The sequence below is a fragment of the Psychrobacter okhotskensis genome, from assembly GCF_965638355.1.
In the GTDB taxonomy this organism is placed as follows: domain Bacteria; phylum Pseudomonadota; class Gammaproteobacteria; order Pseudomonadales; family Moraxellaceae; genus Psychrobacter; species Psychrobacter okhotskensis.
On sequence record NZ_OZ281822.1, the window covers coordinates 2,870,704 to 2,891,000 of the forward strand.

General features: G+C 43.9%; 18 protein-coding genes. 8 read left to right on the plus strand and 10 right to left on the minus strand.

Annotated elements, in window-relative coordinates:
• Window positions 1-181 precede the first annotated feature (181 nt).
• Window positions 182-1,339 (plus strand): formate/nitrite transporter family protein, encoded by a 1,158-nt coding sequence (locus ACSUPM_RS11930; RefSeq protein WP_201565538.1) that lies wholly within the window; start codon window positions 182-184, stop codon window positions 1,337-1,339.
• Between the two features lie 146 nt (window positions 1,340-1,485).
• Here ACSUPM_RS11930 and ACSUPM_RS11935 read toward each other — a convergent pair whose 3' ends face one another.
• The 6 genes from ACSUPM_RS11935 to ACSUPM_RS11960 form a co-directional block, all read right to left on the minus strand.
• Window positions 1,486-2,409, minus strand: coding sequence for a bile acid:sodium symporter family protein (locus ACSUPM_RS11935; RefSeq protein ID WP_173238745.1), 924 nt, complete (start codon window positions 2,407-2,409; stop codon window positions 1,486-1,488).
• Between the two features lie 445 nt (window positions 2,410-2,854).
• Window positions 2,855-3,343, minus strand: coding sequence for a YbjQ family protein (locus ACSUPM_RS11940; protein WP_025652290.1), 489 nt, complete (start codon window positions 3,341-3,343; stop codon window positions 2,855-2,857).
• 49 nt (window positions 3,344-3,392) lie between these two features.
• Window positions 3,393-3,830, minus strand: coding sequence for a YbjQ family protein (locus tag ACSUPM_RS11945; RefSeq protein ID WP_227502364.1), 438 nt, complete (start codon window positions 3,828-3,830; stop codon window positions 3,393-3,395).
• Window positions 3,831-3,993: 163 nt separating this feature from the next.
• Window positions 3,994-4,551, minus strand: a complete 558-nt coding sequence (locus tag ACSUPM_RS11950; protein WP_025652288.1) for a UPF0149 family protein — start codon at window positions 4,549-4,551, stop codon at window positions 3,994-3,996.
• 511 nt (window positions 4,552-5,062) lie between these two features.
• A complete protein-coding gene (locus ACSUPM_RS11955; protein WP_025652287.1) occupies window positions 5,063-5,299 on the minus strand; it encodes a PA3496 family putative envelope integrity protein in 237 nt (78 codons plus the stop codon).
• Window positions 5,300-5,506: 207 nt separating this feature from the next.
• Window positions 5,507-7,033: a hypothetical protein gene (locus tag ACSUPM_RS11960; RefSeq protein ID WP_173238743.1), complete on the minus strand. Its 1,527-nt coding sequence runs from the start codon at window positions 7,031-7,033 to the stop codon at window positions 5,507-5,509.
• Window positions 7,034-7,560: 527 nt separating this feature from the next.
• Here ACSUPM_RS11960 and serB point away from each other — a divergent pair.
• The 6 genes from serB (at window position 7,561) to hemJ (ending at window position 13,391) form a co-directional block, all read left to right on the plus strand.
• Window positions 7,561-8,751 carry a phosphoserine phosphatase SerB gene (gene serB / locus ACSUPM_RS11965; RefSeq protein WP_436879975.1) on the plus strand — a complete coding sequence of 397 codons (1,191 nt, stop codon included), beginning with the start codon at window positions 7,561-7,563 and terminating at the stop codon, window positions 8,749-8,751.
• A 260-nt stretch (window positions 8,752-9,011) separates the two neighbouring features.
• Window positions 9,012-10,022, plus strand: a complete 1,011-nt coding sequence (locus ACSUPM_RS11970) for a DUF368 domain-containing protein (protein ID WP_025652284.1) — start codon at window positions 9,012-9,014, stop codon at window positions 10,020-10,022.
• A 282-nt stretch (window positions 10,023-10,304) separates the two neighbouring features.
• Window positions 10,305-10,682 carry an AciT family ciprofloxacin tolerance protein gene (gene aciT, locus ACSUPM_RS11975; protein WP_227502360.1) on the plus strand — a complete coding sequence of 126 codons (378 nt, stop codon included), beginning with the start codon at window positions 10,305-10,307 and terminating at the stop codon, window positions 10,680-10,682.
• Window positions 10,683-10,948: 266 nt separating this feature from the next.
• Entirely contained in the window at window positions 10,949-11,455 is a 507-nt protein-coding gene (locus tag ACSUPM_RS11980) for an SCP2 sterol-binding domain-containing protein (protein ID WP_025652282.1), read from the plus strand.
• Between the two features lie 358 nt (window positions 11,456-11,813).
• Window positions 11,814-12,848 carry a biotin synthase BioB gene (gene bioB, locus ACSUPM_RS11985; protein ID WP_025652281.1) on the plus strand — a complete coding sequence of 345 codons (1,035 nt, stop codon included), beginning with the start codon at window positions 11,814-11,816 and terminating at the stop codon, window positions 12,846-12,848.
• A gap of 108 nt (window positions 12,849-12,956) precedes the next feature.
• Complete coding sequence (hemJ, locus tag ACSUPM_RS11990) at window positions 12,957-13,391, plus strand: protoporphyrinogen oxidase HemJ (protein WP_037025402.1); 435 nt, start codon at window positions 12,957-12,959, stop codon at window positions 13,389-13,391.
• Window positions 13,392-13,506: 115 nt separating this feature from the next.
• On the opposite strand, the gene ACSUPM_RS11995 is transcribed toward hemJ, so the two are convergent.
• On the minus strand, window positions 13,507-14,316 hold the full coding sequence (locus tag ACSUPM_RS11995) for a hypothetical protein (protein WP_352288450.1): 810 nt from the start codon (window positions 14,314-14,316) through the stop codon (window positions 13,507-13,509).
• A 212-nt stretch (window positions 14,317-14,528) separates the two neighbouring features.
• Between ACSUPM_RS11995 and ACSUPM_RS12000 the strand changes: the two genes are divergently transcribed.
• A complete protein-coding gene (locus ACSUPM_RS12000; protein ID WP_352288448.1) occupies window positions 14,529-16,664 on the plus strand; it encodes a WG repeat-containing protein in 2,136 nt (711 codons plus the stop codon).
• A 120-nt stretch (window positions 16,665-16,784) separates the two neighbouring features.
• On the opposite strand, the gene ACSUPM_RS12005 is transcribed toward ACSUPM_RS12000, so the two are convergent.
• From ACSUPM_RS12005 to ACSUPM_RS12015, 3 genes are all read right to left on the minus strand, one after another.
• Window positions 16,785-17,282 (minus strand): hypothetical protein, encoded by a 498-nt coding sequence (locus tag ACSUPM_RS12005; protein WP_201615912.1) that lies wholly within the window; start codon window positions 17,280-17,282, stop codon window positions 16,785-16,787.
• Window positions 17,283-17,355: 73 nt separating this feature from the next.
• Window positions 17,356-18,072, minus strand: coding sequence for a ribonuclease PH (gene rph, locus ACSUPM_RS12010; protein WP_025652276.1), 717 nt, complete (start codon window positions 18,070-18,072; stop codon window positions 17,356-17,358).
• Window positions 18,073-18,315: 243 nt separating this feature from the next.
• Complete coding sequence (locus ACSUPM_RS12015; protein ID WP_025652275.1) at window positions 18,316-20,100, minus strand: AMP-binding protein; 1,785 nt, start codon at window positions 20,098-20,100, stop codon at window positions 18,316-18,318.
• Window positions 20,101-20,297: the final 197 nt, after the last annotated feature.

Here is a 20,297-nt window from a genome sequence, read left to right on the forward strand (position 1 = left end):
TGCTTTTTCGCTGCTTGCAGTCGTTATTGGCTTACTGTAACTTATTAAAATAAGCTGTCTTTAGTAATACAGCAGCACGGCATAGCGCCATTACAGCATGGCAATGGCTATAAGTCGATGTCGGTTTGACTCGCACTTTTATATCTTTTACTCACCGCTTCTCTTATATAAGTTTACTAGCATGCCTAATAACAAAGATCATTCTCATGAAAATAATGAATCCAGCGTCACCACTCACCGTCACGCAGCAAAGAGCAGTGACGATAATAATGCCAATACCGATGACAAGAACAATGCAGTAGCAGTGAGCAATGAAACCCATCAGTACGTCGCTCAGGATGAAGACCAAAATGATTCCAAAAATGAAAGCCAAGATGACTCTGAAGATGAAAACCAAGATGAAAGTGCGTCAGAGGGCAAAACCCTAAAAGACGAAGACTTTTCAGAAGGCATGAGCGATGAAGACAAACAATCTATCAAAGAAGTGGCCAGCGATGACAACTTAAGCGAACCTAAAAGCTATGCCAGTATCTTGGTTGAGCAAGTAATGGATGCCAAAGAAACCTTTGAACGCTCGCTTGGCTCGTTATTTACCAGTGCCTTTACCGCTGGGCTGGAGATTGGCATTAGCTTTTTTATGATTTTATCGGCTTTTGCGCTGTTGAGTGGCGTGCTACCCAGTCATTATGCCATTGTCCTCGCTTCCCTACTTTACCCGATTGGCTTTATCATTGTCGTCATTGGGCAATCGCTATTGTTTACCGAGCAAACGTCTCTGTTGAGTCTTCCTGTACTAAATGGCATCGAACCATTAAACAAACTCATGCGGCTGTGGGGCATTGTGATCGCGGGTAACGTCGTTGGTGGCTGCTTATTTGCAGCGTTAATGATCGGGTTGGGTTTACATATGCAGCTATTTAGTGCGAGCGATATCGACGCCTATTCCGAGCATGTCTTGGGATTTGAATGGTGGGTGATATTTGGTAGTGCTGTGCTGGCAGGTTGGATGATGGGGGTCGCCGCTTGGCTGGTGACCTCGGCACGCGATACCATTAGCCGTATCGTGCTGGTGTCATTAATCACGGGTAGTATTGGTTTTTTGGGTTTGCATCATAGTATCGTGGGTAATATCGAGGTGTTTTCTGCCCTACTGTATGGCAATACCGTCAGCTTTTGGCGTTACTTGATATTTTTGGTGGTAGTGATATTAGGCAATACCGTAGGCGGCGTGGTGTTCGTCGCGGTACTCAAAAACCGTACCTTCTTATTTGAAATCGAAAGAGTGAAGCAGCAAAACAAAGACAACCAAGTCGCGAGGATGAATAGACGACGGCGCTAGGGTAATCAAATACCTATCGACTCGTAAAGCCTCTGACTCATACAAGCAAATGCCAACGCAAACTCATTATTTAAGAGTGTGCGCTGGCAATATTTTATCAGTAATTATATTTTATAGGCAATAAGTGCTCAACACTGATGATACCTTTAAAGCATACGGGCGGCCAAAACCCCTTGTTCTACTTCTTTTTTCTTCAACTTATTGAACTTCGAGCTAAATACTCTCACCAATATACCAGCGGTCAAGAACATAACTAAGGTATAAATAGCTGGGGTCATCGACATATCGTAATTAGACAAGAGCGTGAGCGCCATAAATATAGATAAGGTACTATTTTGCAAGCCGACTTCCATAGTGATAGACGTTCGTTGTGCTAGGTTCAAGCCCAACCATTTACTACTGTAGTAACCAAGCGCCATGGTTGATAGGTTTAGTAGCAACGATACGGGGCCAGTAGCGATAAGCGCCTCAACGATGATATCTCTTTGTACATAACTCAAAAACACCACTAAAAATGTCAAAAACGTCACGCCAAAACGAGAGACCAATACTTGTGAGCTATCGGCAACCCTTGGCGCAAAGCGTTTGATCAGCATACCAATACTAATAGGCAAAATGGTGATGACGAATAAAGAAATCATTGTCTTTATAATTGGCAGTTGAAACTCGCTTCCAGCACCCATAAAGTGAATCAATGAAAAGCTTAGAACAATAGGAATACTAAATACCGTGATGATACTAGCAATCGCAGTCATAGTGACGGATAACGCTACATCGCCTTTGGCAAGGAAGGTAAATAAGTTGGAAGTGGTGCCACCCGGACAGAGCACGAGTAACATGACCCCTACCGCATATTCAGGTCGCAGCGGCATGATATTTGCCAGTGCAAAACCTATAATAGGCAACAAAATCAGCTGATTGAGCAAGCCAATACTGACCGCTTTTGGGTATTTTAAAACACGTTTAAAATCGTTGGTAATGAGGGTCATACCCATACCCATCATGATCAAAAATAGGCAAAGGGGAATCACGACTGAGTTTACTAAAGTGACTATTTCAAGATTTTCCATAACTACATCCATGTAGAAGACCTAATACTAGGTCAGTTTATAATGATTAAATGATGCCAGATTAGCGCTCCTTGCTAATACGGGTTCATCGTTACCGACCCTTATGAATAACGGACATCACCCATTTTTTTATACCATTTCTGATATAGATTTTTATAAAATACTTTATAGATACTGTGATTAATCATTGATAATTATTAAGAATCAATAAAGGGAGTATATAGGGCGAAAGTTAGGTTTATCTGCTTTATTCAACGACTCATCAGTCAAATGCAGAATAGGGTCTATTGAACAACAATAAAAGCGGGTTTAATAAGATTAAATGAGAGTGTGTACCGTCAGCTTCTAAAGGATTTGGCTTTTAAATGAATTGGCGGTCGATAATTTGGCGTGAAGTAGTTATAGCTAAATAATGATGGCTAAATATTGATAGTGCTATGAGCGCTTATTTTGGGGACGTTTTGGTAGCAATCTCAGTGCTAAGAACTGCCGTACCATAGGCAATGGCTTCAACCATGCTGCCCAATTGATTGATATTAGTGACTTCCAGACGCAAACCATAGATATGATTGTAGCCTTTGGCTTGTGCCTGCGAGCGCATACGGACGATAGCCTCACGTCGTGCACGGTCTAACAGCGTCTCATAAGTGGTTAGATTTTTGCCAAACAAACTCAGCACCCGAGCGATAATCATCTTAAAGTAATCTTGCGCAATCACCACGCTGCCAAGCACCAGCTCACTGTCACTATTGGCTACCAGCTTGGGGCGATAAAAGCGCTCGCTTGAGACCACAATATGACCCACGGCTTGCTCTGAAACCATCAGCTGCGCCAAATGCTGACGCTCATGACGCGAGCCAAAGAACCACCCTACCACGAATAATATGATAAGCGGCGCGTAGTTAATGAGGAACTGAGTCATAGAGTTATTCATGGCACGTCTCTTATCATAAAAAAGCTTTAGTGTTTTAAAACTTAATTAACTAACCAAAAGGATTGAAACGTGGCAAATCATCCGCTGGGGCTGGCGGTTGTGAATTCTGAATAGATGGGTCGTGACTAGAGGGAGAATGTGGTGGTTGCGCTGAGGCAGGCTGCTGTTGTACCGGCACTGCTTTGACCGCAGTACCATAGACAAATAGCTCAGAAGCGCCTTGGGCAATGCTAGAGGTCGAAAATCGCAGACCAACGACGGCATCAGCACCGAGTGCTTCGGCTTTTACAATCATGCGATCTATCGCCTCTTGGCGCGACTCTTCTAGTAGCTCAGTATAGGCAGTCAGCTCGCCACCAACGATGTTTTTTAGACTGGCGAACAAGTCCTTACCGACATGCTTTGAGCGCACGGTACTGCCGTAAACCACGTCCAAGCGCTCAGTGATCTGATAGTTGGGCAAGTGCTCAAGATTGGAGAGTTGCACAGTCATAGTACGACCTTATCGGTGACTTATAAAAATAATTTAGCGAGTAACATTCAGCGTTCATCGACGTTGATTAAGGGTAATGTTAGCGCGCATGGCTGCGAACAAAACCCAATATTAATAGAAATAAACAGTGTTAATAATAAATGCTGTCTCCAACAAACTAATCATTGGTATGGAACAATAAAAACAACTCAGTCAGATTGCCTTCGATACTGTTGGCCATCTGTGCCATTTTATCTTGATCCACACGCATTTCGGCCAGCTCTGGATCTTCATCATCGATACCGCTGAGCACAATCATTGGCAAGGTTAATACAGCCACGTCTTCTGCCGTTTCTTCGTTTTCAAACCAGTCGCTGGCTTCATCACCATACATGGCATCGACAAAACCAATTGACCAAGCAACGATATCGGACTCTTCAGAAAAATCAACAGCCACTTCTTCGTTGCCCGCATCTTCACCAAAAGGCAATTCAATAGGCGTCTCGTTCTTTAGCTCAGCCATGATAGAGTCGCGCCAGCGCTGGATACCATCAATAACGTTTTCTGGAATTTCGCTCACATGACCTTCAAAAAGCGCCTCAAGCCAGTTAGGCAACGGACGCCCAATGACAGTCGCCGTCAAAAAACCATGGGTTGCGACACTATCAAGCACGAATTGGCTCTCTTGATTGTCCAAATAGTCTAATAATTCGTCGAAACTTAATTGGTTATTCATGGTGTGATGGTCCTTGAAAGATAGATTGCGTCAGTCGCCACAAACGATCGATTAAATGTAAGGTGGTAAATAAAAGATGGTAAATAAAAAGAGGATAGCAGTTGCTTGGCGAGCATACTTAGAACCAAACAACCTTTATAAAGCATAGTCAGTCCTCTATAAGTCAGATACGGTATCAAGCTCGCTTAGTCTACTATTTGTAGTACTTCACTCGCTCTCCTGGTATCCAGATTATATCGAACAGACTATAAGTCTATTAGATAAAGTAGATAATGTCGCAGTCGGTAAAAACGAAAATCAAGCGTTAACCACTAATATGTAGACAGTCAGCTTAGCACAATTAAGTCGCGATAATCTGCTAAGGCGTTGGCTTAGTTTATTGAGCTGCTTTTGCGCGACCTAATTTACATAACCTAGTTTGCGTGACCCAATTTGTATGATCTACTTCGTATAACCAAGGTTATAACGGCTGTTTGGCTGACGCCTCTAGCGCTTAACTTAAGTCTAAAGCCTAGAGGTCGTCATCATCCCAATCATCGCCATCTTCATCGAAGTTATCTAGATCATCAAGGTCGTCTTTTAACTCTTTTGCCAAACGCTTTTCTTCTAGCAAATTATCGATTAGTCGACGCTTCTCGAGACTGCTTAGGCGCGTACGCACACTGGTCTCAGCCTCTTCTACCATCTTTGCGTCGTCATCGTCGACAAAATCATCATCAAAATCGTCGTCAATATCAGCGTCACTCATGACAAACTCCTATCATTTTTCGGCAAGTGTATTAAAAATACATGAATATATATATGCCTTATAAAGTCTCTACTGAGCGTTGTCAATCCTTTTTATCACTATGCGCTATTTAGTCGCAAATACAAAGTGAATCTGACCAGCTATCGCGTAGGCAATTGTAGAGAAAGTAGCTGCGTTAAAGGCAGCGAAATACCATACTTGTCATCATCACTCGTCGTCTTCAATCATCAATACGGCATTACGGACATCGGCTAAGCGCTGAATCATGGCGTCATTGCCACCATCAAATATCGCGCACTCACGCTCATAGACAGTCGTTGGGCGCATGATGCTGTGTACTTGGACATGGTTGCTGATTTGCTTAAGGCCAGCATTGGGGAGCAATATCAGCATCTGCTCTTTTTTGCCCACGCTTTGTAGCAGTTGGCTCATGGCATCGGCTTGGGCATCATCGCTCACCCCAGCTTTGGCTGGCAAAGCAAAGCGTGATAGCTCAATATGCTTGTCGTGGATGATTTTATTAAGCATTAAATAGAGCTTACCCAACATTACACCTGCTAGCGCAACTTTGGCGTGGCTATTATCTGCTTTGAGCAGCGCACAAGCACCGCTTTCATCAAAGCGCGGTTCATTCATCGCACTCACACCCATCAGCAGTGGCTGTTTGAGTAGCTCGGTCATTGCTTGATTTAGAAGCTGCGTACATAGCGCCAGATAAGGCAAGCGCTGAGAAGGCGCTAGGCGCTCAAGCATATTAAATTCGTCATGAAAGACGATTTGGACGCTGACCGTGTCAAATGCGCGGGTGGCAGATAGCTTGGCGTTAGATAGCTTATTAGTAGATAGCTGGGAGGCACTACGAGTAGTTTTGTGAGCGCCGTTATCAGTATCAAGCTCCTCATAGTGCGTCGCGTTGGTTACCTGATAATCTGTGTGATTTTCAGATGCATGATCAGAGTTAACAGCAGTCGCCTCTTGATTCTGCTGCGCTCTTAAGTAGGCATTGACTTCATTGTGAACATCAATTTTGCGAGTACGCGTGGTTGTATCGTTTGTCTCACCACTGGCATTCGCTTGGCTATCAGTAAGGTTAAGATCTTTATCCGCTGTCTCAAAATCGTCTGAGCGCTTGCCTTTTCCATCATCCGCATAGCCACGAGCATTCTCGCGGTAATGACCACGCTGATCAATCTGCCGATATTGCTCACGGTGCAAATCTTCGATATCACGGCTCAGGGCATTAATCTGCTCTTTGGTCGGACGGGCAATATAGCCATAGATGAGCCACAATAATAAATGCAGCAGCATAGTACCGATTACAAACGGCCACTGCATGGTGATGATCTCGCCTTTGCTAATATCCTTCAACGTCAATGACACACTGCCAATCACCGCATCGCCTTTAGTCGCGATTTGACTGATCGTATTGCCTTGCTGCATCGGCGCATTGCCGACCGGCACTAATATATCGTCGTTATTGTCTTTGATCAGTATGCGAGTCACGTCTTGCTCGCTGGTATAGCGATTGGCAATGACGCTCAAGCTGACACGGTCTTTGTTTTCCAAAGACAAGCGCGCCTCATCAATCAGTTGGGCGACCATCTGTTCGCCCTTTTGCGCCCGACTCTCGCTCAGCTGTTGATCGGTACTGATGACCAATAATAGAGTTTGCAAACAAAAACTAACCAGAAGAATAATGGCAAACAACCCTTGCCGCGGCGCTAAATACGTCATGATATAGTAAACTTTTTTGGATAAAAGAAATTAAAAAACAAGGCGATGGCTCATTTTTTGGCTAATTTTAAAAAATTCTGCGATGTTTATATTTATAAAGATGATGACATTAAGCACTACATTATAAGACGTAATATGTTCTAAAAAGCTCCACAATCTAAAAAGCCTTACCATCTAAAAGGCACCACAGCCTTAAACTTAACGAGGTCTAAAAAATAGCACAGCTTAAGATAAAATTGCTCAGCATCGCCTTTTAAATATAAAGTCATTATCTTAAATATAAAGTCATTATCTTAAATATAAAGTCATTATCAAGGCAATAACGCTACTATATCACCATAGTAAGCCTGATGGCGTTAGCCGTTTTATAAATTTGTCATAATCGTTTGAATTTATTCTAACGGCTTTTTTACCCCTCAGAGTCGTTTTGATACAACGCTGAGACTTTGCGCCTCATCTATAGGCGCTGCCGAGTAAAGCTGTTATTATTCCCAATCTTATATGAGCATACAAGGGACAATTGAGCCATGCCAAAAAATACCTCCTATTCGTTACCAAAAGACAGCAAAGCATGGCAACAAGCCGTCGACTCTATCGCTTCACTACTACCCGACGGTACTAACTTGCAAGATTTCGACGCGCTGCAATCACTACCGGTTTTTGCCCTCATTGTAGTGTTGCCGATGCAAGTCACAACGCTTGATATCCATCAGTATATACAGTCATGGGTCGATGAGCAGCCAAGCTGGCATTTGGTGACCGTCGCTGAAGATACCGATGCCAGCTTCGTCGACATCATGGTTTCTGATACAGAATCGACAGCAGCAGACGCGCAGCGCCTGCCTTTTACGCAATCACAAGTCTTCCGCTATTTATTGGTACCAGTGACTGACACGCTCATGCACCCTGCTAAAAAGACCGCAGCAGCTCATATCATCGACGATCAGCTAACCACGCGTCTGCGTCATGACTTGACCGAAGCCTATAACAATACGCGTAGCGCTGGCAGTGTAGATGACTTAAACGTCGTCGATTGTCATATTTTATCAGTCGGTCATATGCTACGTACTCACAAACTTGCCTGCTTTGATATGGATTCAACCTTAATTGAGCAAGAAGTCATCGTCGAGCTGGCCAAAACAGCGGGCATCGGTGAGGAAGTCGAAGCTATCACGGAAGCGGCAATGCGCGGTGAGATGGATTTTGATGAGTCTTTTGCCCAGCGAGTGGCGTTATTAAAAGGTATCTCAACCGATGTACTGGATGATATCTGCAGCCGTTTGACACTATCAATGGGTGCTCGCACAACGATCAAGGCGCTCAAAGCATTGGGCTATCATACGGTATTGGTCTCCGGCGGCTTTACCTACTTTGCGCGCTATATCGCTGAGCAATTAGGCATTGATGAGGTTCACGCCAATGCCTTAGACATCGACGAAGGTGAAGTCACCGGTCATGTACAGCTGCCCATCGTCAATGGTGCCAAAAAAGCAGCTATCGTTGAGCATACTGCCGAGCGCTTGGGTATCGACATGTCGCAAGTGGTCTGTATCGGTGACGGTGCTAATGATTTGCCAATGATGGCTATTGCTGACCTGGGTGTTGCGTATCATGCCAAGCCTATTGTACAAGCACGCGCCGATGCCGCAATCAATGTCACTGGGCTGGAAGGCACACTCTATGCGCTTGGTTATCCAGCGCTTGCCCCTACTGTGTAGACGCTAAATAGTTAGACATGTTCATACAAATTAGGTTAATGCTTTATCATTACTCTGGTTTGTATGGTCAGTTCAATATAAAAAAGAGCCAGCGTGACTGAGATAAATTTTTTGTCGCCTCTGTCTGCGTAGGCACAGCAAGCCAAAAAAATTTGTATCAGTCACGCATTTTATAATGTCGTGTCTCTATTTTACTTAGTATCGACTATATGTTTCGCTGGTTTTTAGATTTATTATTTTTTAATCATAAAGGATAGTCCATGACGGCATCACCATCACCACGGCCAAATGCGCCGTCAGCGCCACAACCATTGCCACAATCTTTGGATAACAGCATCAACCCTGCTACCGCTACCGACAATCCAAAACAGCTACTGGGCGTGTATTTCAAAGGCATGGCGATGGGCGCGGCTGATATCGTACCTGGTGTTTCTGGTGGTACCATCGCGCTGATTGCCGGTATTTATGAGCGTTTGATCAATGCGCTCGGCAGTATCGGTCCCAGTCTCTGGCGAGTATTTCGACAAGACGGTGGTATTAAAGGGTTGCTTGCCGTTTGGCGCCAAGTTGATGCCACCTTCTTATTGTGTCTGCTACTCGGCATTGCGACCAGCTTTGTGACCTTGGCTGGCATTATTAAGCATCTACTAGACAATGAGCCGCTACTGATTTGGTCGTTCTTTTTTGGACTGGTCGTCGCCACTGTCTTTATTTTATTGAGTGAGATTAAGCGCTGGAACATGGGACGGGCGGTGCTGTTTGTCATCGGGATTGCGGCAGCGGTCATTATCAGTAGTTTGCCTGTATTGACCACCACCCCAAGCTTACCCTATCTGTTTTTTGCCGGAGCCATTGCCATCTGTGCGATGATCTTACCGGGCATCTCAGGGTCGTTTATCTTACTGCTAATGGGCGCTTATGATACGGTATTAGAAGCGGTGCATACCCATAACTTTACTATCATTCTTACTGTTATGGCGGGTATGGTCACAGGATTGTTATTATTTACCCGCGCACTCAAATGGCTACTGTCACACTATTATCAAGCCACCTTAACGTTGCTTACCGGTTTTATTGCCGGCTCCTTGGTTAAAGTCTGGCCGTGGAAAACAGATGCTTTAGGTACTTTAAATAGCGAAGCAATCACTAATGTCATGCCGTGGCAATACCCTACTGGCCCGCAGTGGCTCACCACTATAGGACTGATGGCGTTAGGCGCAGTTTTAGTCTCACTATTGGCTTGGTGGGGCAACCGCAGCAATCGTCTATAACCGTTAAACTGTCAAACTGTCAAAATTCGATTTAGCAATACTTTTGTTAATATCTTATTCTTAAACCATCGCCAGTCTCAAAAATAAGCGCCCATCCTTGCGGCGCTTTGCCTGCCAATTACACATGCTCAACGGTCAAAATTAGTCAAAAAACCAAACGTCATCTGTTGTCGCAAAGTCGCCTCTGCCCTCTTTAGCTTTACTCAGCAAACTTTCATAATGGTCACATTGGAATTCACCTTATGACTAGCGAGATGAATGATGTTATTGACGATATTTTCTATGATCAGTATAGACACGTGGAGCAGCGCGACGTGGCTCGGCTATGGCTTGTTGGCAAGCTTGGTAGTGGCGCTTGCCTTGTCATCACAGCGCTGGCTGCTGCTATATCTGTTTGGTGGTATGGCCTATTGGCTGGCTGTTGAAGTCATCCAAGGTTTGTTGGCGACTTGGCCGATGCTCGCCACGCTCTCAGAATGGCACAGCTATGTCATCGCCATGGGTATCAGCTGGCTACCTTTAGGTGCTTGGGTACTGTATCGGGCGCTACGTTACGACGACGTCAGTCAAACGGTACAACAACAGCGAGAATTGGAAGCGGCACGCTATATCGAACACACTCCTGTCTACGACGACGATTATCAGCCGCGCTTTCATTGAAAGGTTAAATAAAAAGCAGACAATCAAAAAGTAATCTATAAAAAAGTAGATAACTGCAAACAGTTCAGCAGAAGTAAGAAAGCCAATGCGAAGAAACTGATAATCAGTAAACCTTGAGCGATTAATGTTACAAGATACTTAACGCTCTCTACTTAACTACTAAAGAGTTGTGACCTTGCAATGGTTTATAATCTACTTATATATTTGTCGCAAAAATTGGTATAAAGTACGCTTTATTTTTATGTCCATTCTTTAGGAGTTGCACTATGTTTACTGTTCCTGTGTTAGATATCAAATCTGATCCGTTAGACGTGTTATTGGCTGTGGTTGGCTATCGCTTATCGATGTTGGCTGATAGCGATAACGAAGACGTTAAAGCGCTGTTTGCTGATCGCAAAGTCACTATCGAGCTTGCCAGCACTGAGGCGGATATCGCACGTTATTTTAGCTTTGATAATGGACAGTTTAGCCAACATAGCGGTCATGCAAAAGAAGCAGATTTAACGATTAACTTTAAAGATTCTATGACTGGTGTTAAGCTTTTGACTCAAGGCAGTCTTCCTGCTTTTATGACTGCCGTACAAGAAGGCAATCTGAGCATTGAGGGTGATTATAGCCTGATGATGTGGTTTAACAAGCTTGCTAAGCACATCGTGCCAGCCATTCCAGAAGAGTGTAAGCCGTATATTGATAAAGCCAAACCTTATGCCTATAAAGCGCAGAAATTTGCGGAGCATTGGATTGGTTTTGCTAAGCACAAATTGGGCAAATAATCAGACATAAGTCGCTAAATCATTGAGTAGCTATTGGTTGCGCCTGAGGTGCAGCTAAAATGATTCTAATGTGCTTAATTGTAGTCATTATAAATACTAGCTAGTCGCGTTCTGACTTTCTAAAAAGGTTGCGGTATACTATATCGCAGCCTTTTTTATTATTTCAAAACCCTTAAAGGCACCGATATTCAAATTTTAATACCGTTATAAAAGGATTTATATTATGGCAGGATTGCTTAGTATCTCAGAACCTAACGCCGACAGCCAAACGCCAACTAACACGCTTAATCATTCAGCCAATGCAACCCATGACTTGCTAGCGGCACTAGCTACAGATGCCACTACAGTGAACTCAAATATGGGCGTGAAACACAGTCGTGAACAAATTGCTCAATTGTTTGATTTGCCGTTGATGGATTTATTGTTGCAAGCACAGACCGTTCATCGCCAGCATTTTACTGCCAATGAAGTGCAGATCAGCACATTGCTATCCATCAAAACCGGTAACTGTCCTGAAGATTGCGGCTACTGCTCACAATCGGGTCATCATCGCGACACAACCAACCTGCAAGCAGAGAAGCGTATCGAAGTCGATAAAGTCATTGCCGCAGCCAAGCGTGCCAAAGCCAGTGGCTCATCACGTTTTTGTATGGGTGCGGCATGGAAGCACCCTAGCGCCAAAGACATGCCCTATGTGGTTGAGCTGGTCAAAGAAGTAAAAGCCCTCGGTCTTGAGACTTGTATGACCCTTGGCATGCTCGACACTGAGCAAGCAGCGCAATTGGCGGATGCCGGATTGGATTATTACAATCACAATTTGGACACCTCGCGCCGTTATTATGAGCAGGTTGTCAGTACGCGCAGCTATGATGAGCGTTTAGATACGATTACCAATGTGCGCAATTCTGGTATTAGCGTGTGTAGCGGTAACATCGTTGGCATGGGTGAAAGCCGTGATGATCGCATCGATTGGGTGCATGAGCTGCTAAAAATGCCCAAAGCGCCAGAGTCGATTCCGGTCAATCTATTAGTGCCTATCAAAGGTACACCGATTGGCGATAAGGTATTAGCAGAAGGTGAGCTGTCCGTTCTTGAGTGGATTCGTACCATTGCGGTGACACGTATTTGCTGCCCAACCAGCTACGTGCGTCTGTCCGCTGGTCGCGAAAGCCTATCTGATGCTGAGCAAGCATTAGCCTTTATGGGTGGTGCCAATTCGTTCTTTTATGGTGACAAGCTGCTGACCACGGGTAACGCCAGTCAATCAAGCGACAATCGACTGATGCGTGAGCTTGGTTTGACCGCGCAATTTGCCGCGCCGAGAGTACCCAAGCAAGTGCCCGTTATGGATGCGATGAATGGTCATCAATCGCAAGTCGTATTGGCGGAATAGTTTGCGGTATAACGCTACCATTATTGGATAATCTGCGCTAAGCTTGCCAACATTATTGAACGCCCTAATAAACGAGGGCGTGTCCTAAAATAAGTAAGAGAGAGGATGATGCCAGATTATTTTAACTGGATTAAAGCGGCACATATTATTTCTATGGTGTGCTGGTTTGCCGCGATATTTTATTTACCGCGCCTGTTTGTTTATCATGCGATGAGCGATGATAGCATTAGCCAAGAGCGCTTTGTCATTATGGAGCGCAAGTTATATCGCGGTATTATGACGCCATCGATGATAGCGACATGGGTATTCGGTTTATGGATGTTGGGACTTGGCTGGGATGTTTATAAAACCCAAGGCTGGTTGCACGTCAAGCTGTTATTAGTGGTACTACTATCTGGCTATCACGGTGCGTGTGGTTTTTATCGCAAAAAGCTGATGGATAATCCTCACTATAAATCACACAAGTTTTGGCGCTGGTTTAATGAAGTACCAGTTTTTGCCTTAGTAATTATCGTCATTTTAGTGGTGGTCAAACCCTTCTAACATTCAGACAAAGGACTGATGACCGGCTTTAGAACTAACGATCTAAAAATAAAAAACGTCCGCTACTTTAATAAGTAACGGACGTTTTTTATTAGAACCTTTTGAACCTTAGTGCTTACACACTAGGGCGCATGATTTGATAGACATTGCTTAAATCATACACACGGTAGCGCGCAGGCTCACGGCGGTTTTCGCCTGCATAGCTCAGTATCAAGGCTTGCTTTGCACGTTCATCGACCCAACCGACGAACAAACCGCTATGCTCGACGCCATTGTAGCCATGATTGATATAATAGAGCCAATCACCGACCTCAATCTCGCTACTATTGGCATAAGGTCCTTGCCCATAAGTGCCTTTATGCACAGTATCACGAGTCACCCCTGCGCGCTTAAATACCGCATCCAGATAATCCCAACAGCCGCCTTGAACAATCGCGCGCTCGTTCAGTGCCATTTTGCGCGCGGTACTTACCACCTCACGCGCCGCCCTGTTGCTTTGCATCTCAGCACTGCTGAGTAACGGTAAATACTCACTATCGACATTGTCATAATTACCGGACAAAAATTCTGGTAATGCTCTAGGCGTTTGACGTTGTACGTCAGGATAACGATAAGCAGTATTGACAGCTGGCGGATTGGTGTAAAGGGTGTTATTAGAATAAGTCGTGGTTGAATAAGTGGTGTTGGTTGTCGGGCGAACATTGATAGGGCTTGAGCGATAGCTGCCAGCACGTTGAATCGTAGAGCGCGTGCTCACTTTGGCAGAGGGCACGGAAGAGTATGAAGGTGAAGCATAATCAGACTGGACGGACTTTTGGGCAATGAGTGCGCTCATACTATCTGCCTGAGCTTGACTGACGGCGCCAAAAGTTAATAAAAATAAGCTACACGACGCTGAAACCAACGATATGGGCAAACACGACATGGGCTAACTCCTTGCCAATAATATATAAGTCATCGCATAAATGACAATCGAACATTGCAGGCTTACTTATAAACTATTTCGCTATGCGTCTGCAAGCTTTGTGAATACATTCTCAAACCCAAATGCATTGTAAGAAAACCTTAAGACCACCTTACCATTTAAATTTAGTTGAGTTATTATTCATCCAAACGATAAAAAACTTAGGAAATAGCGTGTTATCGATTAAAAAACTGATTATTGTTTGTATTTTTATACCCACTTCTATGGTTCATGCCAATGAAGAGTGCGTCAAACCGTCAGTGAATGGTGCTACCTACGTAGGCTGTTTACGCGAAGATAAATTAACGGTGGCAACGCTTGATAACACCTTATGGGCTTTAGTCAATGAAAAAGGGGCGCTGTTAACAGATTATACGTTCGACAACTTTATTGATATTAATGACACGCTATTAGGGGTGGCTAGTGGCAGTAAAAAAGGTATCATCAACAAACAAGGAAAACAGATTTTACCGACCGTTTATGATGGCATTACGCTCTATGACAATCACTACTTTCGTCTAAATCAAGACGGAAAGTATGGAGTGGCTGATCCTCTTGGAAACATCGTATTGCCCTTGGAGTATGATTGGGTTGACAGTCTAGATAATGACCACAATCACAATCGAGCCTTGATTTCAAAACAGGAGAAAAAAGGGTTAATTGACGAAAAAGGTCATATTGTCTTACCTGCAAAATACGACCGCTTATTTTGTTGTAGAGAGCCTTATTACGGCAAAGTTGCTATAGGTAACCGATATGGTCTAACCAACGAACTAGGAAATCTACTGAGCCCAATTGAGTATCAAGAGATTAAAACGTTTTCGCATCGTCCTATGATGCTAAAAGCAAAGAAGGAGGACAAATGGGGGCTCCTAGATTTAAAAGGCAATATTCTACATCCCTTTGAGTTTGACCAACTGCCTAGCTTCTATCCCGATGAGGTTGGAATAGAAACATTCAAAAAGGATGGCAAGGTTGGCTTTATTAATAACGAAGGTAAGATTGTATCGTCAGCCAACTACGATAACATCTCCGTTTTTGACGATAAAAAATACGAATTAAAAAACGACAATCTTTACGGCCTTGCCAACTCCGCGGGTCAACTTATCGCTCCAGTTGAATACGCTGATATTAGTACCGCCGATGAACAAGATTTGAGAGTGGTTGAAAAAAACAAAAAATACGGTCTCATTAATGGTGCTGGCGAAATCATTTTAGCAGTAGAATACGATAAATTGGGATATCCAGATGATGAATCAGGTGTTCGAACGATCAGGAAAGAGGACAAGTACGGGCTTATCGATCGTCACGGCAGCATCCTGATACCCCCTGAATATGATATGCTAATTTGCTGTTATGCAAATGGCTATGGCTCTATCGCAAAAGGCCATAATCAAGGAGTCATTGATTCGTCTGGGAAGATATATTTGTCCGATGACTATGATTATGAAGGCGTCTCACTCAATGGGCTATTTTTAGTGGCACGTGATGATCTACAAGGTTTGGCTAATAAAGAAGAACAGCTCATGACTCCTATCGTATATGAAGATATATCTCCATTTAGTGATGGCCTATCAGCAGTTCAAAAAGACGGCAAATTGGGATATATAAATACTGCTGGAACGCTGGTCATTAAAAACATTTATAAGCGTGCACAAGCATTTCATGACGGTATTGCGGTTGTCAAAATAGACAATAAAAACTGGTTTATTGATAAACAAGGTCGTAAGGTTTTACCGCTACCCTTTGACAGGATTACTTATAATAATCCTAACCGCTATAGGGTCAGTAAAAACGGTAAGACTGGCATGATAGATGTGAAAGGCAACGTGCTTATACCGCCCATGTACAATAGACTGATGCAAATTGGGGCGCAGACCTACTTTGCGGCAAAACCAAACGCATGGGGTATGATAAGTTCCACCAATAAGACCATAGTGCCTATCAAATACCATGATATAAAAGAGTTTAGTATATTTGATAGTGCAACGACAGATAGTATGACGACCACAATGGTAGGGTTTTCTGACCCAGGAGACTGGCGCCTATATGATGCTCAAGGCAAGCGCCTTCATCCTGATAAGCGGTTCTCTAAAATCACAGCATTAAATAATGACAGCATTGTCGTTCAGTCAGAAGAAAAATGGGGATTAATTGACGCTAAAGGAGAAATCATCATTCCTATAGACTTTGAAGACGAGCCGCTCGATTACGGCTATAAGGATGAATTACACTTTGTAGGCGATAAGCAAACATTCATTTTCAATAAAAAAACGAAAGAATCTATTCTTATAGAGAAGCTACCTTAATAAATTAAAGCCAAAAAATAAAGTAACTCGCTGAGTATTTCAGATATTCGGTGAGGTTTAAGTGATTGCGTTACGTCATTACATATTATGATGTCTAAATACCATGCTAGATTTTTAATGCTAGGGCGTATCATCATCCATCTTGATATTCACATGGCGCTTGCCCAATGCTTGACCTTGCAAAATAGCTTTGGCAGCAGTTGCTTCTTGGGCAGTATCGAAGCCGCTAACATGGTACTTACGTGCATTGTCACTATCGACAATTTGTAGCTGTGCGCCGATGAGATTCACTTTATCGCCATCAAGCAGTTGAATATGCGCACGCTTACCGTGATTGTCATGAACCAATTCGCCGACACGCACCCACAAGATGCCGCTATTGATAACGCCACTCATGGCTTTTTTGCGCTGCTGGCGTTGTTTATTAAAGATAAAACTGCCGATAATAAGCAACGCCAGCGCACCAATAGCCAAACGCTCAGAGAGTAGACTCATCGCCATCGCAACTGCAACCGCACCAACCAATAACGCGGCCCCAAACCAAAACAGGCCATTATCAGCCATTGGTGGCTGATCCTGTAAGGTAATTTTGGCGCCATCATCAGTCAGCTTAAGCATGCAGTACTACCTATTGTAGGATAACGATAAAATCAAAATAGACTATCAAAGTCTCTTAAGCATTAATAGCAAGTTACCAACCTAAGGCTGTTTTTTGCATGGCAATAAGCTCAGCGATGCCTTTTTCAGCGAGAATCAGCATATCGTCGGCTTGCGCACGAGTAAATGGCTTTTCTTCCGCCGTTCCTTGCAACTCGATAAACTCGCCTTTTTGGGTCATAACCACATTCAAATCGGTATCACAGCTAGCATCTTCTTCGTAGTTCAAATCTAGATACGCTTTACCATCTTTCATACCAACTGACACCGCCGCGACCAAACCAATCAGGGGATCCGCTTTTAGCTTTTTAGTTTTTTGGATACTTTCTAACGCATCAATAAGTGCAATCGCTGCACCGGTCACACTTGCAGTACGAGTACCGCCATCAGCTTGTAGCACGTCACAATCAAGATAAATGGTATTTTCACCCAGCTTGCTCAAGTCAATCATCGCCCGTAAGCTACGACCAATCAAACGCTGGATTTCTTGGGTACGACCTGACTGTTTGCCGCGTGCCGCTTCACGTTGGTTACGGGTATTGGTCGCGCGTGGCAACATACCATATTCTGCGGTGATCCAGCCTTTACCTTTACCTTTGAGCCAACGCGGTACGCCTGATTCGACACTAGCCGTACACAGTACTTTAGTATCGCCAAAGCTGACTAATACAGACCCTTCAGCATGCTTAGTATAATGGCGCTCAAAGCTGATCGAGCGAAGTTGGTCAAGCTCACGATTGTCAATACGCATAAAAATCCCTAGTACGGTGTTATAAAAGCAATGTCATAAAAATAATAAATAGAGGGTCAACTGACTAGCCAAACTTTATCTAGCACTGTGTTTATATCGTCAAATAGAATTCTATGATCGAATAGAAGCTAACTGAACGCCTTAGCGAACCCAAATCTTAAGATATCCTAACGTGGCAGCGGCGCAATAGCAAGATTCGCTCAAGCCATTACGCCGCTGCGTTGGTCAGTTGTAATGCTACATTTATTCTAACCCTTCCATCTTACGCAATTCTTTACGCAGGATTTTGCCCACGTTTGATTTTGGTAATTCATCGACGAACTGAACATGACGCGGACGCTTGTAACCAGTTAATTGCTTTTTGCCAAAATCAAGCAGCTCTTGCTCGGTCACGTCGCCTTTTTTGACCACGAATATTTTTGGTTCTTCGCCGCGCTTGTCACTTGGCACCCCAATAGCACCGCACTCTACAACTGCTGGATGCTCACTCATGGCTTCTTCGATTTCGTTCGGATAGACGTTAAAGCCAGAGACCAAAATCATGTCTTTTTTGCGATCAACGATTTTGATAAAGCCTTTTTCGTCCATGATACCGATGTCACCTGTTTTTAGGTAACCATTGGCTGTAAAGCTCTCAGCGGTTTCTTCTGGGCGATTTTGATAACCAATCATTACCTGTGGACCTTTGACACAAATCTCACCACGATCACCAATAGACACTTCTTTTTCGTCATCATCGATAAGAATCACATCGGTGCTAGAGGCCGGAATACCAATTTTACCCGTGAATTCAGCGATGGTCATGGGGTTAAAGGCCACCACAGGCGAGGTCTCAGATAAGCCATAACCTTCAACGATAGGCAAACCAGTGATTTTATGCCACTCTTTTGCCACGCTTGGCAGGACAGACATACCGCCACCGATAGCTGCTTTTAGGTTAGAGAAATCTAAGTCTGCAAAGCTTTCTTTATGTACTAAGCCATTAAACAAGGTATTGACTGCAGGAATAAAAGACGGTTTATATTTGGCCATCTCTTTGATCAGGCCGTCAAGGTCGCGAGGATTAGGAATCAGTAGTCCCGCATAACCTTGATACATACCATACATACCGCACACCATAAATGAGAACACATGATATAGCGGTAGCGCAGTCAGGATGACATCATTCGCTTCAGCATCGTCTTCAAAGGCGCTGTTCATCAAGGCGCTGATCTGTAGCATATTGGCGACTAAGTTGCCGTGCGACAACATCGCACCCTTGGCCACCCCAGTGGTACCGCCAGTATATTGCAACAACGCCACATCGCTTAGATTCATATCAGGGCGCTTATATTTGCTGGCTGAGACCGCATTTAGCGCATGCTTAAAGCTGGTGCTCTCTGGCAGACTATAAGAAGGAATCATCTTTTTGACATGGCGAGCGACGAGATTAATCACAGTGCCTTTTACCGTGCCAAGCATATCACCAAGCTTACAGACGATGACGTGCTTGACCTGACCTTTATCTTGCGCCTCTTCATAAGTCTTGGCAAAGTTTTCGACGATGAATAACGCTTTGGCACCGCTGTCGTGCAACTGATGCGACAGCTCACGGCTGGTATACAACGGGTTGACATTGACCAATACCATACCTGCCCGAATGATACCTAGCATCACAATCGGATATTGCAGGACATTGGGCATCATTACTGCCACTTTGTCGCCTTTGACCAGTCCTAACGACTGTAAATAACTAGCAATTTGGCGACTGTATAGGTCTAATTGCTTAAAGCTAATAGACGAACCCATGCAGATATAGGCAGGTTTTTGTCCATAACGGCTAAAGTTACGCTCGAACACTTCAAGTAAAGAGGTACTGTCATCTGGCATGTCGATAGTCGCATCGATACCATAACGCTCATAAGCATTCAGCCAAGGACTGTCGCTGGCTATCGTCGGCATCGTAGGAAAGGTGTTTGTCTCGGTTGCTGACTGAGTATCTTTCGCCACATTGTCGTTGGTTGTCTCTTTATTGATATTGTCCGTCATAACTTTCCCTAAATATTACCGTTAAAAAGATAGAATAATCTGCTCGACAGAGATTTTTTATGAATTCAAATAGATAAAAAATCTGATGCTCATTATTAAGCCTACTACAAATCAGGCAAAAAATTTATGCCGCTAATACGTTTTTACGACGATAATTATGCCAGCTCTATAGCGCCAAACCCGTACTACTCTATCGC

What these genes read in the sequence shown, in the direction of transcription:
- ACSUPM_RS11930 (WP_201565538.1), top strand. Translation starts at nt 182, where the DNA reads ATGCCTAATAACAAAGATCATTCTCATGAAAATAATGAATCCAGCGTC.
- ACSUPM_RS11935 (WP_173238745.1), bottom strand. Translation starts at nt 2,409, where the DNA reads ATGGAAAATCTTGAAATAGTCACTTTAGTAAACTCAGTCGTGATTCCC.
- ACSUPM_RS11940 (WP_025652290.1), bottom strand. Translation starts at nt 3,343, where the DNA reads ATGAATAACTCTATGACTCAGTTCCTCATTAACTACGCGCCGCTTATC.
- ACSUPM_RS11950 (WP_025652288.1), bottom strand. Translation starts at nt 4,551, where the DNA reads ATGAATAACCAATTAAGTTTCGACGAATTATTAGACTATTTGGACAAT.
- ACSUPM_RS11955 (WP_025652287.1), bottom strand. Translation starts at nt 5,299, where the DNA reads ATGAGTGACGCTGATATTGACGACGATTTTGATGATGATTTTGTCGAC.
- ACSUPM_RS11960 (WP_173238743.1), bottom strand. Translation starts at nt 7,033, where the DNA reads ATGACGTATTTAGCGCCGCGGCAAGGGTTGTTTGCCATTATTCTTCTG.
- serB (WP_436879975.1), top strand. Translation starts at nt 7,561, where the DNA reads ATGCCAAAAAATACCTCCTATTCGTTACCAAAAGACAGCAAAGCATGG.
- ACSUPM_RS11970 (WP_025652284.1), top strand. Translation starts at nt 9,012, where the DNA reads ATGACGGCATCACCATCACCACGGCCAAATGCGCCGTCAGCGCCACAA.
- aciT (WP_227502360.1), top strand. Translation starts at nt 10,305, where the DNA reads ATGATCAGTATAGACACGTGGAGCAGCGCGACGTGGCTCGGCTATGGC.
- ACSUPM_RS11980 (WP_025652282.1), top strand. Translation starts at nt 10,949, where the DNA reads ATGTTTACTGTTCCTGTGTTAGATATCAAATCTGATCCGTTAGACGTG.
- bioB (WP_025652281.1), top strand. Translation starts at nt 11,814, where the DNA reads ATGGGCGTGAAACACAGTCGTGAACAAATTGCTCAATTGTTTGATTTG.
- hemJ (WP_037025402.1), top strand. Translation starts at nt 12,957, where the DNA reads ATGCCAGATTATTTTAACTGGATTAAAGCGGCACATATTATTTCTATG.
- ACSUPM_RS11995 (WP_352288450.1), bottom strand. Translation starts at nt 14,316, where the DNA reads ATGTCGTGTTTGCCCATATCGTTGGTTTCAGCGTCGTGTAGCTTATTT.
- ACSUPM_RS12005 (WP_201615912.1), bottom strand. Translation starts at nt 17,282, where the DNA reads ATGCTTAAGCTGACTGATGATGGCGCCAAAATTACCTTACAGGATCAG.
- rph (WP_025652276.1), bottom strand. Translation starts at nt 18,072, where the DNA reads ATGCGTATTGACAATCGTGAGCTTGACCAACTTCGCTCGATCAGCTTT.
- ACSUPM_RS12015 (WP_025652275.1), bottom strand. Translation starts at nt 20,100, where the DNA reads ATGACGGACAATATCAATAAAGAGACAACCAACGACAATGTGGCGAAA.